Raw genomic sequence first — 15,696 nt, 5'->3', positions numbered from 1 at the left:
CATGATTAGTCCGCATCTGATCGATATGAAGGAGCAGCATGCCTTCGAGGCCAGTGAAATATTAAGCTCAACAGAGTATATAATGTACTGCAATATCTGCAATGAGAGCCGGCGCAGGGAATTTCTGTACGGGCGTTATGCGATCAAAAAAAATCTGGCCAGCCAGTCCGCTTCCTTTAAAGGGAAGCTCAGCGGAATTACGGTTGAGTACGGAAGCCTGCGTTATCCAATTATCAAAGACCAGGCGGTTGAGGTAGGTCTCAGCCATTCCAAGCGTTATGTGCTTTCCGTTGTTTACTCCAAGGATAATATAGTAGGCATCGATATGGAGACCATCCGGCTGGAAGTACCGATTGAAGAAATGCTGAGCACCGGGGAAAAGGAGCTGATAGCCGGATATGGCTCGTCCGTCCGTTTCGCTTACATGTTCTTCAGCTGCAAGGAAGCGCTGGGGAAGGCGTTCAAGATGGGGCTGCTCGCGGATTACTCCATTTATGAAATCTCCGCAATCAGGCCGGAGACCATGTTCGGTACGGAGGTGTTCAAGGTCTGCTTCAAAAACTTCCCGTTCCTGACCGGTTACTCCTTTATGAAAAACGATCAGGAAATCTGCAGCCTGGTCGTCCCGCAAAAGATTGAGGTGGGCGATGTCCTGAAGGTTCTGATCGACACTTGAAGCCTTTAATGATACCGCCCGCTCATCCGCCGCCGCTGCATCCGGAGCTTTCCCGGTTGAGCGGCGGTTTTTTTGTCTAGGCCGCTGTATTCGTTTTCACAGGTACGTGTAAAAAAGGCACATTTAGGACATCCCCCGGCATTTATGCACGCAGTTACTACAATTGAACGGCATCCTGTGCCTGAATCATTCACTCCTCAATAAAAAGTTTAATATTAAGGACAAGAGAGGTGACCAAATAAAATGGAAGCTGAAGAAGCAGTAAAGATGGGATTTACCGAATCGCTGGCCTGCAAAATGGCCCGAAGAATGAACAAGGAGCGTGAGGGAGAATACATTGATTACCTGAAAATGAAGCTGGGATTTGAAATGCTGCTGATTAACCTGAATAAAATGGTTCTGGTCTACGGAGCGGCAATCCTGTTCCATCTGCTCTGGCAGACATTAATCATGCACGGCGCCTACTTCGCAATCCGCAAAACAGCATTTGGCCTCCATGCAAGCAGCAGCTTGATGTGCAGTATATCAAGTACTGCAATGTTCATAGGCATACCGTATTTATGCGAACAATACATAAGGTTCAACAACATACAGGTAGGAATCATTGGTTTACTGGCTACATTGCTGCTTTACCGGTATGCACCGGCGGATACAGATAAATTTCCGCTGCTTGGCAAAGAAAGAAGAGAGAAATTAAGAAGGGCTACAACAAGGTCCAGTCTGCTGATTGTATGTACCGCTCTGGTGATTCCAAGCCCCACTGTCAAGGCTTTACTGCTCACGGGAATTCTGCTTCAAGTAATGATGATTCTGCCAATAACCTATAAACTATTAAAAAGGAGCTATAATAATTATGAAAACTATGACGCAAAGAATGTTTAACGAGGTAAAAGACGGTATGGCCGCAGCAGTGAGAAGTGCAGCAATCAAGAGCGGAGATATTGCAATGGAAACTTGCTGCATTACATTCTTCCACGAACCTAAAATTCCGATGGAGTTATTAAAGGCCTCAGCCCATAAATAACTTGTGATTTATGCATCACTGCACGGTTATGAAACCAATAGATTCCGAAAAGGTCTCCGGTATAGGAGGCTTTTTTGGGTTATTCAGCTTTACTAGATTATCTTGTATGAATTACAATGATTTGTATAGGGTTAAAGTTCCAATCTTGTATAAAATTATAGAGTGACTTAAGCTGAGGGGGATAGGGATTTTGGGAGAATTATTATCGGTTGGCGTTCAGATGTTAACACTCTCTTTGAGTATTTATATGTTAAATCAGGGAAGATTCAATCTGAAATTCAGTCTTGTAATGTTTGTAGGCTCCTTTTGTATCGGATATCCTCTATACATAATGATTGGAATTCCCAGTATAACTATTATTCTGTTTTTTTGTATTGTATTAAGTTACTGGAAATCAAGGGGAATTGTATTCAGTATCATCTTTCCGATCATAGCGATAATTATTTCAGTAATCAGCGACTACATAGCAACCGGTATCTTTATCAGGCTCTTTAATACCTCTCTTGAGGAGATCAACAACGGATTCTTGGACAATATATACTACTACCTTACTTATTTCGTGATTGCCATCCTTCTCGTTTTTGCCGTCCGGTTTCTTTTCACCAGGTTCCAGGCATATGATCTTCTATTCCGCAGATACGGGATTTTGTTCGCTGTTCTCTGTGTCATTACGGTAGTGATTTTTTATGCCAATATCTTAATCGGGAAGCAGCAGGGATTCACGAGTGCCAATATTCGGGCGAACAGCCTGCTGTTTATATTTTATTTCATCCTCTTAATTGGTGTGTTCATGGTGCTGACGCGCAGTGTTATGAAAGAGGCTGTAATGCAGGGCAAGCAGGAGCAGTATGAGCGTCTCCTGGAGTACACCGACAATCTGGAAATGATGTACACCGACATGCAGAAATTCCGCCATGATTATATCAATATTCTTTTGTCGATGTCAGAATACATAAGATCGAAGGATATGGAAGGGCTGGGCACCTATTTTGACAACAAGATTCTTCCGATTAGCCAGGGGATGCAGAATAACAACTATAAGCTGGGTTCGCTGCAAAATGTAAAGGTCCAGGAGCTGAAGGGCATTCTATCCTCGAAGCTGATCCGTGCCCAGGAGCTGCATATTGATGCTGTTGTTGAGGCAGTAGAGCCGATTGAGGCGATCAACATGGATTCCGTCAAGCTGTGTCGTTGTCTGGGGATTATCCTGGATAATGCCATTGAAGAGGCTGCCAAATGTGAAGCCTCCAACCTGCGGGTTGCACTGGTTAAGCGTTCCGGAGGTCTACTGATTGCCGTAGCGAACAGCTGCCAGCCGAACGGTCCGGAGCTGCACCAGATTTTTGAAAAAGGATTCTCCACCAAAGGTACGGGCCGCGGGCTCGGGCTGAGCAACCTGAGGGAGATTGTCTCCCAGTGCGCCGGTGTTACACTGGATACATACAGGAAAGACGGACAGTTTATTCAGGAACTTGAAGTGTATTAGATTGGAGGAATATGGATGCTGGAGATATTTGTATGCGAAGATGACCCGGAACAAAGAAAGCGGCTCAACAGTTACATAGAGAACTATATTATGATGGAGAATCTGGATATGAAGCTGGTCATCTCCACAGGGCGTTCCAAGGATATTCTTGACTATCTGCAGAATAACCGGGTGACGGGACTGTACTTTCTGGATGTGGATCTGCAGGAGGAGAAGAGCGGGATTGCACTGGGCGCGGAGATCCGCCAGTATGACAGCCTGGGAGCCATTGTCTTCGTGACCACTCACTCGGAGCTAACCTATTTAACATTCACCTACAAGGTGGAAGCAATGGATTATATAACGAAGGACAAATTTACAGATATCCGCCAGCGCGTTATTGAGTGCATTGATACTGCCAATACCCGTTATCTGCAGAACAAGTATAACAATATTAAGAAATTCCAGACCAAATCCGGCGATAAGATGATCAGCGTTGATTATAATGATATTTTATTCTTTGAGACCTCGCCGCAGCTGCACAAAATCATCCTGCATGCCAAAAACCGCCAGGTCGAGTTCTACGGCAAGCTGAAGGATATTCTGGAGATGGACTCGCGGTTCTACCGCTGTCACAACTCCTTTGTCGTCAATAAGGATAATATTGCCGAGGTGGATACGAAGAATCGTGAAATCCGGATGATTAACGGGGAGATTTGTTATGCCTCCAGCCGTTTTCTCGGGGGGCTAAAGGATATTATTCCGCACTGATAACAGAAACTATACTTATATTACTGAAAGAGCGGATCAGCACCGGGGCAGCCGGGCATCCGCTTTTTTTGTTTCTTAATCTCCGGGGAAAGCAAATTTTATGCTCCCGCCAGGGGGATTTTTGTTATAATGGGTAGAAGGAATACATATGTTCGCTTTAAGGGCGGACAATGGACCGTCATGAGGAATATCCTGCCTGTAGCAGAGGAGAGATCGGATTTGCGTATTTTGGGAATTGACCCGGGGCTGGCGATTGTCGGCTTCGGTTTTATTGATAAGACAGGAAATAAACTGACACCTGTTCAGTATGGCTCTATTCAGACAGAGGCGCATACGCCGGAGGAAGAGCGGCTTCTGCATGTCTATGAGGGCATGGTTCAGCTTATTGACCGTTATAAGCCGGACATGGTTGCTATAGAGAAGCTGTTTTTTGCCCGGAACGTAACAACAGCACTCCCGGTGGCGCAGGCCCGCGGTGTGCTGATTCTGGCGGCTGTACAGAAGGGGCTCCCTGTTTCCGAGTATACGCCAATGATGGTGAAGCAGGCGGTCGTCGGATACGGCAAGGCCGAGAAGAAGCAGGTGCAGGAAATGGTGAAACTGCTCCTGAAGCTGTCTGCAGTCCCCAAGCCGGATGATGTGGCCGATGCCCTGGCGGTAGCGGTGTGTCATGCCCATTCCGTGAGTCTAAATTCCAAATTAAATGAGGTATTGCGAAAATGATAGATTTTTTAAGAGGACCGGTTGTTTATCTGGAGTCCGAATATATTGTGCTTGATATACAAGGGGTAGGCTACCGGGTATTCTGTCCGAATCCGTATGCCTTTGCCAAGACGGAAGGTCCAGTAATGGTCTATATCCACTATCAGACCCGTGAGGATGCCACGCTGCTGTTCGGGTTCCCGACCCGGGAGGAGCAGAAGCTGTTCCGCAAGCTGATCGAGGTGTCCGGCATCGGCCCGCGGGTCGCGCTCGGCATTCTGACCGGGGGGACGCCGGATCAGCTGATCTCGGCCATCTACCAGGAGAATATCACCTTCCTGACCAAGCTGCCGGGCATCGGCAAAAAGACCGCACAGCGGATGATCCTCGACCTGCGCGACAAACTGGACGGACTGAGCTCCGTGCCGATCCAGACCGGATTGTTCGCGGTAGCGGCTGAAGCGGAGGCGAAAGCGGCCGCCCTGCCTTGGGAAGAAGCGCGGGATGCACTGAAGGCACTCGGATATACAGAAGCAGAGCTCGACCGTGTATGGCTGACAATGAAGAAGGAAGGCACGGATACGGGAACTGTCGACGTGCTGATGAAGAAGGCGCTGGGGCTGCTGTATATTGCCAAGTAAGAGGCTGCTAACAGTGTTGAAGAACGGAGTGATAAATAATGGATGACCGGATTATATCGGCCAATCTGATGATGGACGAGCAGGCGGTGGAATTCAGCCTGCGTCCGCGTTATTTAGGCGAATACATCGGACAGAATCAGGTGAAGGAAAACCTGAAGATCTATATTGAAGCCGCCAAGATGCGCAGCGAGGCGCTGGATCATGTGCTGCTGTACGGGCCGCCGGGACTCGGCAAAACGACGCTGGCGAATATTATCGCCAACGAGCTCGGCGTGAATCTGCGGACAACCTCAGGCCCGGCGATTGAACGGCCCGGTGATCTGGCCGCCCTGCTGACCAATCTGCAGGAGGGCGATGTGCTGTTCATCGACGAGATTCACCGGCTGCACCGCACGGTGGAGGAGGTCATGTATCCGGCCATGGAGGACTTTGCCCTGGATATTATGATCGGCAAAGGGCCAAGCGCCCGCTCCGTCAGGCTGGATCTGCCTCCGTTTACGCTGATCGGGGCCACGACCCGCGCCGGTCTGCTGTCTGCACCGCTGCGGGACCGCTTTGGAGTGGTCAGCCGGCTGGAATACTACACCATCGACGAGCTCAGCTTCATTGTGTCGCGCAGTGCTGAAATGCTCGGGATTGAGATCGTCGGCGATGCCGCAGAGGCGGTTGCCCTGCGTTCCCGGGGGACACCGCGTATCGCCAACCGCCTGCTGAAGCGGGTCCGTGATTTCGCGCAGGTGCGCGGGGACGGGATTATTACCCCGGAGATTGCCGCCGAATCACTGAAGATGCTGCAGGTTGACCCGCGCGGCCTGGACAGCATAGACCATAAAATGCTGAACGCTATGATCACCTCGTTCCGGGGCGGGCCTGTCGGTCTGGATACGATTGCTGCTACGATCGGTGAAGAGAGTCAGACGATTGAAGATGTATATGAGCCGTATCTGCTGCAGATTGGCTTTCTGCAGCGGACGCCAAGAGGCAGAATCGTAACTCCGGCTGCTTATCATCATTTGGGCCTGCCGCTACCGCCGCAGCCGAATTAAGGATATTGTCCTGAACAGTAATCTTTAGCCTACAACTAACTCCAATAACTCCAAGGGGGATGACATGATGAAGTTTGCCAGGCAGCTAAGCCGGGCGCTGCTTGCGGCAGCGCTGACCGCCGGAAGTTTGCTTGTTCCTGCAGGCGGCACTTATGCCGAATCCGCACCGATCAGGGTTGCCCTATATGCCGATATCGGCAGCAAATATAAATCGACTGTCCCGTTCGTTACACTGCAGTCTGCAGAAGCGTTCAATCTGATGGCCGGCGGAACTACGCTGCTGCCTGTTTCCGGCAATAACAAAATCCGCGTGAGTCTGGATCTTTACAAGGTTAAAGTAATGGAGACCTCGTCCTGGCAGACTGCGGCCGATGCCGCGAAGAAGCTGCAGGCCACTTCCGATAAACCGCAGCTGTTCGTGACAACACGCGGCGGCGCCAGTGTATACCAGTTGTACACGGCTCCCTATGCCAGTGAAGCTGCCGCGAAGGACGGGCTTGCCCGCGTCAATAAGGCCGGCCTGTCCATTCCGGACGGTCAGGCTGCAGCCGTGAAGGGCAATAAGCATCTGCTGGCCGGTGATTTTGCCTCCTCACAGGAAGCAGAAACCGTGCTTGGGAGTATAACGGATGCCGGAATGGATGCCTGGAAGGTGCTGGCGGCAGGTGCTGACGGCAGCGCCCGGTTCCAGGTATGGGCCGGAGAAGCGGTGAACGACAGTGAGCTGGCTGCTCTGCAGGTACAGGCAGCGGCAGCTCTCCCGCAGCTTTCCTTGGGGACAACTGCTGTGAGCACACCTGGATTAATCATCCGCACGGATGCCGGAATGGACTGGACAAGCCAGGGCCAGGCGTTTCATTATGTTGTCTCCGGCAGCGGAGCGAAGTTTACTGCGGCCGGTAACGCATCCGGAATCCAGATCACCGAAAGATCCAAACGGACCTACCGCGGGGATCTGGAGCTGAGCGGACTTGCAGGATCACTGGCTGTTATTAATGTGGTTCCCATGGAACAGTATCTGTATGCTGTAGTCGGCGGCGAAGTCTCCTCGGGCTGGCCGGCCGAAGCGCTGAAAGCCCAGGCGGTGGCTGCAAGAAGCTATGCGCGGGCCCAGGGCAACAAATTTGAGGTAGCGAATGTGGTCGATACGACACTTAGCCAGGTCTATAACGGTATCGGCGCTGAAGCCCCGGTAATTACCAAGGCTGTTGATGATACTGCCGGCGAGGTGCTGATGAGCGGCGGAAAGGTGGTCGAAGCGGTCTTTTCCTCCAATAGCGGCGGCAGGACAGCAGACCCTTCGGAGGTATGGAATAACGGAGGGAATACCTTCGTCAGCGTACCCAGCGCAGAGGATGCGGCTGCGGTAGGGACCTCGAAGAAATGGTATTATCTCCTGCTGCCAAGCGGTGTGGCCGGTTATGCCCGTGAGGATAATATCAAGCTGACCGGTAGCAAGAATGCGGCCGGACTCAGCATTGCGACGGCAACAACCAAGGATGTGAATGTCCGGCCATTGCCGGTTATTGAGAGCAGTGCCAATCCCGTAGGCAAGCTGAATCCGGGCGACAATGCCATTGTACTGGACCAGGTCTACGAAAACGGCAGCTACAGCTGGATCAAAGGACCGTATACTTCGTCCGAGCTGCTTAAGAGTTTGAGCGGCAAGACCAGCAATGCTCTGCCGTCTTCCATTATCAGCCTGCAGGTAACGCAGCGCGGGCCTTCGGGCAGAGCAACGCAGGTGAAGGCAAACGGTGAAATCCTGCAGGTGAAATACCCGGATTTGTTCCGGTCTGCCTTTAACGGATTGCCCAGCACCTTGTTTGATATTGTACCTTCCGGCAGTTATACTGTATTAGGCGCTGACGGCAAAACCGCTACAGTCAGCGGCTCGCAGACTGCGGGTGTGTTGTCCGCTACCGGCAAGGTGTCTGCTAATACCAGCGGGACTGTTGTCATGGGCGCGGATGCTGCCGCAAGAGTCGTAACCGGGACCAGCGGATTCTATTTCATCGGCTGGGGGAACGGGCATGGACTCGGCATGTCCCAATGGGGTGTCAAAGGGATGGCAGACAAAGGGTATGATTATAAGCAAATATTGCAACACTATTTTAATAACGTTACTATAGTTAAGGAATGAAGACAGAGCATGAACGTAGAAGATTATGACTTTCATCTGCCGGAGGAGCTGATTGCCCAAACTCCGCTGCTTGACCGCAGTGCTTCAAGACTGCTGATGGTCGACAAGGAGACTGGGCAGACTCAGCACCGGCATTTCACAGATATACTGGAGCAGTTTCAGCCGGGAGACACCCTTGTATTGAACGATACCAGGGTCATTCCGGCCAGACTGTTCGGAGTCAAGGAGGATACCGGCGCCAAAGCGGAAGTGCTGCTCCTGAAGAATCTGGGCGAAGACCGCTGGGAAGCGCTGGTGAAGCCGGGCAAGAAGCTGAAGAACGGTGCAGTTATTGTGTTCAGCGATGAACTCAAGGCTGTTATTGAAGAAGAGGCTGATATGGGCGGACGGACACTCCGCTTCATCTATAAGGGGATTTTTCAGGAAATTCTCGACCGGCTGGGTTCAATGCCGCTGCCTCCTTATATTAAGGAGACACTGGATGACCGTGAACGGTATCAGACGGTATATGCCCGCCATGAGGGATCGGCGGCTGCACCTACGGCAGGGCTGCATTTTACGAAGGAACTGCTGGAGCAGATCGCCGCTAAGGGTGTAAATATCGCCTATATTACCCTTCATGTGGGACTTGGCACCTTCCGGCCGATGTCGGTAGATAAGGTTGAAGAGCATGTCATGCATGCCGAGTATTATATGCTGTCCCAGGAGACAGCGGACCTGCTCAATGAAGCTAGATCAAGGGGCGGACGGATTATTGCTGTCGGCACCACCTCCTGCCGGACACTTGAAACGGTTGGAAGACAGGCGGATGGCGGACCGCTTACAGCCTGCAGCGGCTGGACGGATATTTTCATTTATCCCGGCTATCAGTTTACAGTGGTCAATGCGCTGATTACGAATTTCCACCTGCCGAAATCCACACTTGTTATGCTGGTCAGCGCTTTAGCAGGTCGTGAGCATATCCTCGCCGCTTATGAGGAAGCAATCAAAGAGCATTACCGCTTCTTCAGCTTCGGTGATGCAATGTTTATTTATTAAGCAAGAGAAAGGGTTAACTATATGGCAGCAATTACGTATGAACACATTAAGACCTGTAAGCAGTCCGGAGCACGGCTCGGCAGAGTCCACACACCGCACGGAATTATTGAAACCCCTACCTTTATGCCGGTGGGCACACAGGCCACTGTCAAAACAATGGCCCCTGAAGAGCTCAAGCAGATGGATGCCCAGATTATTCTGAGCAACACCTATCACCTGTTCCTGCGTCCGGGGCACGATATTGTCCGCGAAGCCGGCGGACTGCATAAATTCATGAACTGGGACCGTCCGATTCTGACGGACAGCGGCGGTTTTCAGGTGTTCTCGCTTAGTGACATGCGCAAAATTACTGAAGAAGGCGTTCATTTCCGCTCTCACCTTAACGGAGACAAGAAGTTCCTGTCGCCGGAAGTAGCGATGGAGGTGCAGAATGCGCTCGGTTCCGATATTATGATGGCGTTCGACGAGTGTCCGCCTTACCCGGCGGAATATGATTACGTCAAAAAATCGCTGGAGCGCACAACGCGCTGGGCGGAAAGATGCCTCAAGGCTCACGCCCGCCCGGAGGATCAGGGCCTGTTTGCAATCGTGCAGGGTGGCATGTATGAAGACCTGCGCCGCCAGAGCGCCGCTGATTTGACTTCCATGGATTTCCCGGGGTATGCTATTGGGGGGCTCAGCGTCGGTGAGTCCAAGCAGATTATGTATGATGTGCTGGATTATACCGTTCCGCTCCTGCCGCAGAATAAACCGCGTTATCTGATGGGCGTCGGTTCACCGGATGCGCTGCTTGAGGGGGCAATCCGCGGAGTGGACATGTTCGACTGCGTCCTGCCTACCCGTATCGCCCGCAACGGAACGACGATGACCAGCCAGGGAAGACTTGTTGTGCGCAATGCGCAGTATGCCCGTGATTTCGGGCCGCTTGATCCGGAGTGCAACTGCTACACCTGCCGGAATTATTCCCGTGCTTATTTACGTCATCTGATCAAAGCCGATGAAACCTTTGGCCTGCGTTTAACGACCTATCATAACCTGCAGTTCCTGCTGGATTTGATGCGCAAGGTGCGTGAAGCCATCAGAGAAGACCGGCTGCTTGATTTCCGCGATGAGTTTTTTGCACAATACGGATTGTATGATAATCTTAAAGGCTTCTAGTACAACTGTGTGTTTACCATATGGTCTTATTGCAGCATGAACAGTAATGTCTTAACTTGCAGTAAACGTGTACTAGAGAACTAGATTGTGCTGCCATGCATATTGAAAGGGGGGAGAAATATGTTTCAATTAGCATCAGGTACTGGAAGCGGCGGAAGCATTCTGGGTCTGGTAGGCCCGTTTGTGCTCATGTTCGTGGTATTCTACTTCCTGCTGATCCGTCCGCAGCAGAAGAAGACCAAGACACGTAACGCCATGCTCAAAGCGCTGAAGAAAGGCGACAAGATCGTTACGATCGGCGGCCTGCACGGAACAATTGTTGAGCTGTCCGACGATATCGTTGTTCTGCGGGTAAATGATGTAACCAAGCTGACTTTTGACCGAGGGTCAATCAGCCATGCAGTTACAATTGCGGAAGATAAAGAATAATTCCGTTTATTACGTACATAAAAGCGGCGTTCTCTCTTATGGAGGAACGCCGCTTTTTTTATTATGCAGATGATAGATTATGAATTGGTGACCCGGCTTGGAACGGTAAGGCTCTCCTGACCGCTGCGAAGGGTAAGCTTAGCCAGCTGGACAGCTACAGAAGTGGAAACCACGGCCAGTATGGTACCTCCAATCATGTCGGTAAGCCAGTGAATGCCGAGATAGAAAATCCCAAATACAATCAGAGCGGCTGAAACGGTCGTAATCGCCATCCAGCGCCGGTTGCCGGAGCGGTAAGCCAGGATCGCGGTAGAAACAGAAATGGCCGTATGCAGGCTCGGGAAGCAGTTGTTCAGGCCGGAAAGCGGCCGGTATTCCTGTTCAAATCTCGGAAACACATCCAGCATCGTAAACCGTACGCCAGCCGGGGCATAGGCCCAGACCTCATTGACCGGAAAGTAGAGATAGAACGGAATCGCAACGGCATAGACCAGCATGATCGTATAGCAGGTTGCATAGAGCATGACACGGTTCTTATCCAGCAAATACACACCCAGCGAAGCGCCAAGTACAGACTGAAGCATAAAAATGTAGAAGAACACGATAACCGGTGTCAGCCAGGGTGCATAAAAGAGCTGCTGGACATGCTGGACGAAGTGCCCCTCAAGCCCGAATATAAATGAGGTGAAGTCGGAGCCGAGATGCATTTTTTTCTCAATCTGCAGTTCATATTTATTAAGGGTTAAAACGCTGATCATACCGGCAACAATTAATAAAAACTTATAGGAGCGGAGCAGCTCCCTCCCGAGCTCTAAGAATGCTGATAAGGGATTGCGCCTGGAGCCGAGCCAGATTAACAGGACTACGATTACAATCGTAAACAGCACTACATGATTCATGGATTGGTAAAGCAAAATAGTCAAAGCCTCCTCGAGCAAAAACAAATCAGATGAACCCAGTGTAACATATTTTCAATAAAAGATTTCAGGTTCTCCGAAATTAAATTTATTAGGATTTTTGTAAATTGACGCCAAATATACCGCCGAGTGCGCCAATTGCCGCTGCTGCCAGCACCCATAAGCCGTCTATACCGGCAGGCGAGCTGTCCAGTGCAAGAAATCCGACCAGCAATACAATCACGCCGTAAAATCCCCCTGTCAGCGCACCTTGGTACCAGCCTTTACTTGAGGCTCTCCGTCCTGCGGTCAACCCCCCGAAGGCGGCGGCAATCCCGTGGACTATGTAGGTATACATCGCGAGGTCCTGTTCCTTCATTCCGCTGCCCCACAGCAAAAGCGAGAGGACGATGGCCCCCAGCAGCATCCACATAAAGGAGCGGCATAACCCTGAAAGCACAGGACTGGATATTCTCCACGAGAACAGACGCCGGATTAAATACATGATAGAACCTCCTAAAATTTTTTTAGTATACCTTCCATTGATTTAGCCCCATACAAAAATACAAAGACATTTTAGATGATGCTGTTCAGTTATTACATATTGTATGGGAGGGCTTGCCCCAATAGTACAAGTTTGGCAAAGGCAGTTCATTTACCAGTAATTTATAAGGCAGCTTCCGAATGTTCCCTTGGCAGTGAGGCCAGAATAGGGTTACATTCATCCACCCCTGCACACCGGCTGAGGGTGAGATACGGAAAGGGGAGCGGAGAGAATATGTTCCAGCATATTACTAGTCATGTCTTTCTGACCGTGCTGATGTATATCTTCATTTTCCTGAGCATGCGGATTATGGGGAAACGGGAGATCGGCAAGCTGTCTGTGTTTGACCTGACCATTTCCATTATGATTGCTGAGATAGCGGTCTTTGTAATTGATGACATTGAACGCCCGATTTCAGACGGGGTAATTCCGATGGCTACACTGGTTGTAATCCAGGTCCTTGTAGCCCAGCTCAGTCTCAAAAGCAGGAAGCTGCGGCTGCTGATTGACGGCAGGCCAAGCGTGCTGATCTCAAACGGGAAGCTGCACCGGAGTGAGATGCGCAGGCAGCGCTATAATATGGATGATCTGCTGCTGCAGCTGCGCGGGCAGAATATTGTCAGCCCGGCTGATGTGGAATTTGCGATTCTGGAGACGAGCGGCCAGCTGACTGTGATTGAAAAAAACAGAAATGTCTCGTCATCCAACCAGTCCGGCAACAGCAGCGATACCGCCGAGAATCAGCAGGACCGGAGTTCAGGTGCCGGCTCGGGCAGCACAGGCGGCTCCGGGAAGTCAGGAAACACATCAGGAGTAAATATCGCCAAGAGCAAAATCAGGTATGAAGGCTTGCCGGTTCCGCTGATTATGGACGGAAAGGTACAGGATGATAATCTGGAGATGATCGGTAAAAACCGGTTCTGGCTGCGGACACAGATCCGCCAGAAGGGTGTATCCGATTTCCGTGATGTATTTTTATGCTCCATCGACCATACCGGTAAAATTTATGTAGACCGGCAGCGCAGCCGCTAATGTCTAGCGCCGCCTTCTGAAAAAAGGCACCCGGTCCAGATCCCGGACAGAGATCAGGCCGGACAGCAGGCAGATGCCCAGATACAGAGCCATACCGCATGCAGAGGCGAACAGAAACTGCAGCCACATGGTGCCGGAGAGCGGTACGGAAGTATACACATAGGAGGTCCCGGCAGCCATGATTATCATGGCTGTAGCTGTTTTTAGAGGGTCGGTGATCCGGATTGAGAATTGGATCAGCTTTACGACACTGGCTCCATGCAGCAGCGTCACCAGAATACTGTTAACGATAATGGCGATAATGGCACCGTATATCCCGTACTCCGGCCGGGAGGCCAGCATGAGAATCAGCATGATCTTAACCACTGCTCCGGCAAGTGTGTTGATGAGTGCCCGGCCAGGCCGGTCCATGGCCTGAAGGGCTGCCTGCAGCGGTGCCTGTACATACAGAAAAAGGGCGAAGGGGGCCATCAGCTTCAGCATGGGAGCGGTGTCCGCGTTGCCGTACATCAGTGTGCACAGCGGTACGGCGAGCACATACATAATGGCCGCAAAGGGAGCGCCTGTAACCATAGCAAGCCTAAGAGCCTGGTGCATCCGTTTATGGATTGCCGGCAAATCGCGGCGGGCTGCCGCTTCCGACAGAGATGGCACAAGTGAAACAGCCAGAGAAGAGCTAAGCACGCCCGGCAGCAGCAGCAGCGGAATTACCATCCCCTGGAGGGAGCCGTATTGGGCAGTGGCCGCCGCCGCGGCAATTCCGGCCAGTGCCAGACTGCGGGCAGTAATAATCGACTCCAGCAGATAAGAAAAGGAACCGACGAGCCGGCCTGCCGTGACAGGAACGGCAATACCGAGCATGCGGCTGAGCAGCGAACCGCCCGGCTTTTCCACGGCCTGGTTATGCTTATTTAATTGAGGCTCATGCGCTATATCGGGTGCAGAGCTGTCCTGTTCATCTTTTTTTACGATAAAATAGTATTGGGCCAGCAGGGCCAGCATCCCCACAATCTCCCCGACCGTTACTCCCAGCATTGCACCGGCTGCCGCATACGCCATTCCCTTAGGCAGAAGCAGATATGAGAACCACAGCATGAAAAAGATCCGGACTACCGATTCCAGCACCGAGGAAAGCGCAGAAGGAATCATGTTCTGTCTTCCCTGGAAATATCCGCGGAATATGGAGGATACCGCCACGATTGAAATCATCGGTGTCATGCTGACAAAGGTATAATATACCCGGCTGTCCGTTAAAATAAAGCGGGTAACCCATGAAGCGCTAAGCAGCGCTATCACTGTAAACAGCAGGCCGAGCGATAAGCTGAGTGTAAGTCCGGTCCGCAGAATGCGGCGTGACTGTCCGGGCTGATTTTCCCCTTCCGCCTCGGCCACCATTTTGGCAATAGCAAGCGGTAATCCCCCGGTAATAACCGTAATCAGCACGATGAAAAAAGGGTATCCGAGCTGGTATAAGCCGACGCCCTCAGCACCGATAATCCGCGGCAATGCGATTCTGGGTATAAAGCCCAGCATCCGGTTAATAATGCCTGCAGCCAGCAGAATCATCGTTCCCTGTATAAAGGTCTGTTTCCTCTGTTTCTTCAAGGGACACTCCTTCTTCCTGAAATGAAATAAAATGAGACGCAGGTGAGCCGGTCCGCTGATGCTGCGGGGCTTGTATATTGATATGCTTGACCCCGGCCCATCCATGACAAGCTTTGGATACGACATCTTTTTTGCGGGAAGAAGGATAGTCGGCCGGTAAGGTCGAATATATATCCGGTAGCCTGCTTCAGCGCAGACCTTGGGAGGTGTAACACTATGGAATCGGAACCGTGGAAGTACGAGGAGCTTAGTGATGTAATCGAAGCTATGTGCACTAGTAAAGCGGAGGAATTCCGGCTCCTGGGCTATGAATATGTAACTGGCAAGGATATCTGGGAGTGCGTTAGCAGCAAATATGACAAGGAGGGCCAACCTCCGCTGTATAAGCTGGTAAATGATATTTATTCACTTAAAGTTACAACGTATATGAATTACCTGATGCTCGCGGCCTACAGGGGGATTACCTGACTTGCAGGAATGAATTTCTTTTGCAAACCGCCTGGGGAAGCAGTAAAGTAAGAGAGGA

General features: G+C 51.0%; 17 protein-coding genes. 14 read left to right on the top strand and 3 right to left on the bottom strand.

Features of this window, described 5'->3' with window-relative positions; genetic code table 11:
* The first annotated feature begins 1 nt into the window (after nt 1).
* From AWJ19_RS20640 to yajC, 12 genes are all read left to right on the top strand, one after another.
* Nucleotides 2-676, top strand: coding sequence for a 4'-phosphopantetheinyl transferase superfamily protein (locus AWJ19_RS20640; protein WP_068726633.1), 675 nt, complete (start codon nt 2-4; stop codon nt 674-676).
* Nucleotides 677-919: 243 nt separating this feature from the next.
* On the top strand, nt 920-1,558 hold the full coding sequence (locus AWJ19_RS20635) for an accessory gene regulator B family protein (protein WP_068726631.1): 639 nt from the start codon (nt 920-922) through the stop codon (nt 1,556-1,558).
* On the top strand, nt 1,530-1,700 hold the full coding sequence (locus AWJ19_RS34225; protein WP_082708017.1) for a cyclic lactone autoinducer peptide: 171 nt from the start codon (nt 1,530-1,532) through the stop codon (nt 1,698-1,700). The genes AWJ19_RS20635 and AWJ19_RS34225 overlap by 29 nt, the downstream gene beginning before the upstream one ends.
* 526 nt (nt 1,701-2,226) lie before the next feature.
* Nucleotides 2,227-3,186 (top strand): GHKL domain-containing protein, encoded by a 960-nt coding sequence (locus AWJ19_RS20630; RefSeq protein ID WP_241781824.1) that lies wholly within the window; start codon nt 2,227-2,229, stop codon nt 3,184-3,186.
* Nucleotides 3,187-3,201: 15 nt separating this feature from the next.
* A complete protein-coding gene (locus AWJ19_RS20625) occupies nt 3,202-3,936 on the top strand; it encodes a LytTR family DNA-binding domain-containing protein (RefSeq protein ID WP_068726630.1) in 735 nt (244 codons plus the stop codon).
* Nucleotides 3,937-4,155: 219 nt separating this feature from the next.
* On the top strand, nt 4,156-4,659 hold the full coding sequence (gene ruvC, locus AWJ19_RS20620; protein ID WP_068726628.1) for a crossover junction endodeoxyribonuclease RuvC: 504 nt from the start codon (nt 4,156-4,158) through the stop codon (nt 4,657-4,659).
* Nucleotides 4,656-5,279 carry a Holliday junction branch migration protein RuvA gene (gene ruvA, locus AWJ19_RS20615; RefSeq protein ID WP_068726626.1) on the top strand — a complete coding sequence of 208 codons (624 nt, stop codon included), beginning with the start codon at nt 4,656-4,658 and terminating at the stop codon, nt 5,277-5,279. Before ruvC ends, ruvA begins: the two co-directional genes overlap by 4 nt.
* A gap of 38 nt (nt 5,280-5,317) precedes the next feature.
* On the top strand, nt 5,318-6,325 hold the full coding sequence (gene ruvB / locus AWJ19_RS20610) for a Holliday junction branch migration DNA helicase RuvB (RefSeq protein WP_068726625.1): 1,008 nt from the start codon (nt 5,318-5,320) through the stop codon (nt 6,323-6,325).
* A gap of 64 nt (nt 6,326-6,389) precedes the next feature.
* Complete coding sequence (locus tag AWJ19_RS20605) at nt 6,390-8,468, top strand: SpoIID/LytB domain-containing protein (RefSeq protein WP_128083657.1); 2,079 nt, start codon at nt 6,390-6,392, stop codon at nt 8,466-8,468.
* 9 nt (nt 8,469-8,477) lie between these two features.
* Nucleotides 8,478-9,506, top strand: a complete 1,029-nt coding sequence (gene queA, locus AWJ19_RS20600) for a tRNA preQ1(34) S-adenosylmethionine ribosyltransferase-isomerase QueA (protein ID WP_068726621.1) — start codon at nt 8,478-8,480, stop codon at nt 9,504-9,506.
* Between the two features lie 21 nt (nt 9,507-9,527).
* Nucleotides 9,528-10,664, top strand: a complete 1,137-nt coding sequence (tgt, locus tag AWJ19_RS20595; RefSeq protein WP_068726619.1) for a tRNA guanosine(34) transglycosylase Tgt — start codon at nt 9,528-9,530, stop codon at nt 10,662-10,664.
* Between the two features lie 120 nt (nt 10,665-10,784).
* On the top strand, nt 10,785-11,093 hold the full coding sequence (gene yajC, locus AWJ19_RS20590; RefSeq protein ID WP_068726618.1) for a preprotein translocase subunit YajC: 309 nt from the start codon (nt 10,785-10,787) through the stop codon (nt 11,091-11,093).
* 77 nt (nt 11,094-11,170) lie between these two features.
* Here yajC and AWJ19_RS20585 read toward each other — a convergent pair whose 3' ends face one another.
* Both AWJ19_RS20585 and AWJ19_RS20580 read right to left on the bottom strand, forming a co-directional pair.
* Nucleotides 11,171-12,007 carry a phosphatase PAP2 family protein gene (locus AWJ19_RS20585; RefSeq protein WP_241781823.1) on the bottom strand — a complete coding sequence of 279 codons (837 nt, stop codon included), beginning with the start codon at nt 12,005-12,007 and terminating at the stop codon, nt 11,171-11,173.
* A gap of 94 nt (nt 12,008-12,101) precedes the next feature.
* Nucleotides 12,102-12,494: a TIGR04086 family membrane protein gene (locus AWJ19_RS20580; RefSeq protein ID WP_068726614.1), complete on the bottom strand. Its 393-nt coding sequence runs from the start codon at nt 12,492-12,494 to the stop codon at nt 12,102-12,104.
* Between the two features lie 273 nt (nt 12,495-12,767).
* On the opposite strand from AWJ19_RS20580, the gene AWJ19_RS20575 reads away from it, so the two are divergent.
* Nucleotides 12,768-13,565 carry a DUF421 domain-containing protein gene (locus AWJ19_RS20575; protein WP_068726613.1) on the top strand — a complete coding sequence of 266 codons (798 nt, stop codon included), beginning with the start codon at nt 12,768-12,770 and terminating at the stop codon, nt 13,563-13,565.
* A gap of 3 nt (nt 13,566-13,568) precedes the next feature.
* Here the strand turns inward: AWJ19_RS20575 and spoVB are convergent, their stop codons facing one another.
* On the bottom strand, nt 13,569-15,170 hold the full coding sequence (gene spoVB / locus AWJ19_RS20570; protein ID WP_277815827.1) for a stage V sporulation protein B: 1,602 nt from the start codon (nt 15,168-15,170) through the stop codon (nt 13,569-13,571).
* 216 nt (nt 15,171-15,386) lie between these two features.
* Between spoVB and AWJ19_RS20565 the strand changes: the two genes are divergently transcribed.
* Nucleotides 15,387-15,638 (top strand): post-transcriptional regulator, encoded by a 252-nt coding sequence (locus AWJ19_RS20565; RefSeq protein ID WP_068726611.1) that lies wholly within the window; start codon nt 15,387-15,389, stop codon nt 15,636-15,638.
* Nucleotides 15,639-15,696: the final 58 nt, after the last annotated feature.

It is taken from the genome of Paenibacillus sp. DMB5 (assembly GCF_001517085.1).
Classification (GTDB): domain Bacteria; phylum Bacillota; class Bacilli; order Paenibacillales; family Paenibacillaceae; genus Paenibacillus_AQ.
Note: the sequence above shows the minus strand (reverse complement) of the source record. Positions and strands in the feature narration are given on the sequence as shown.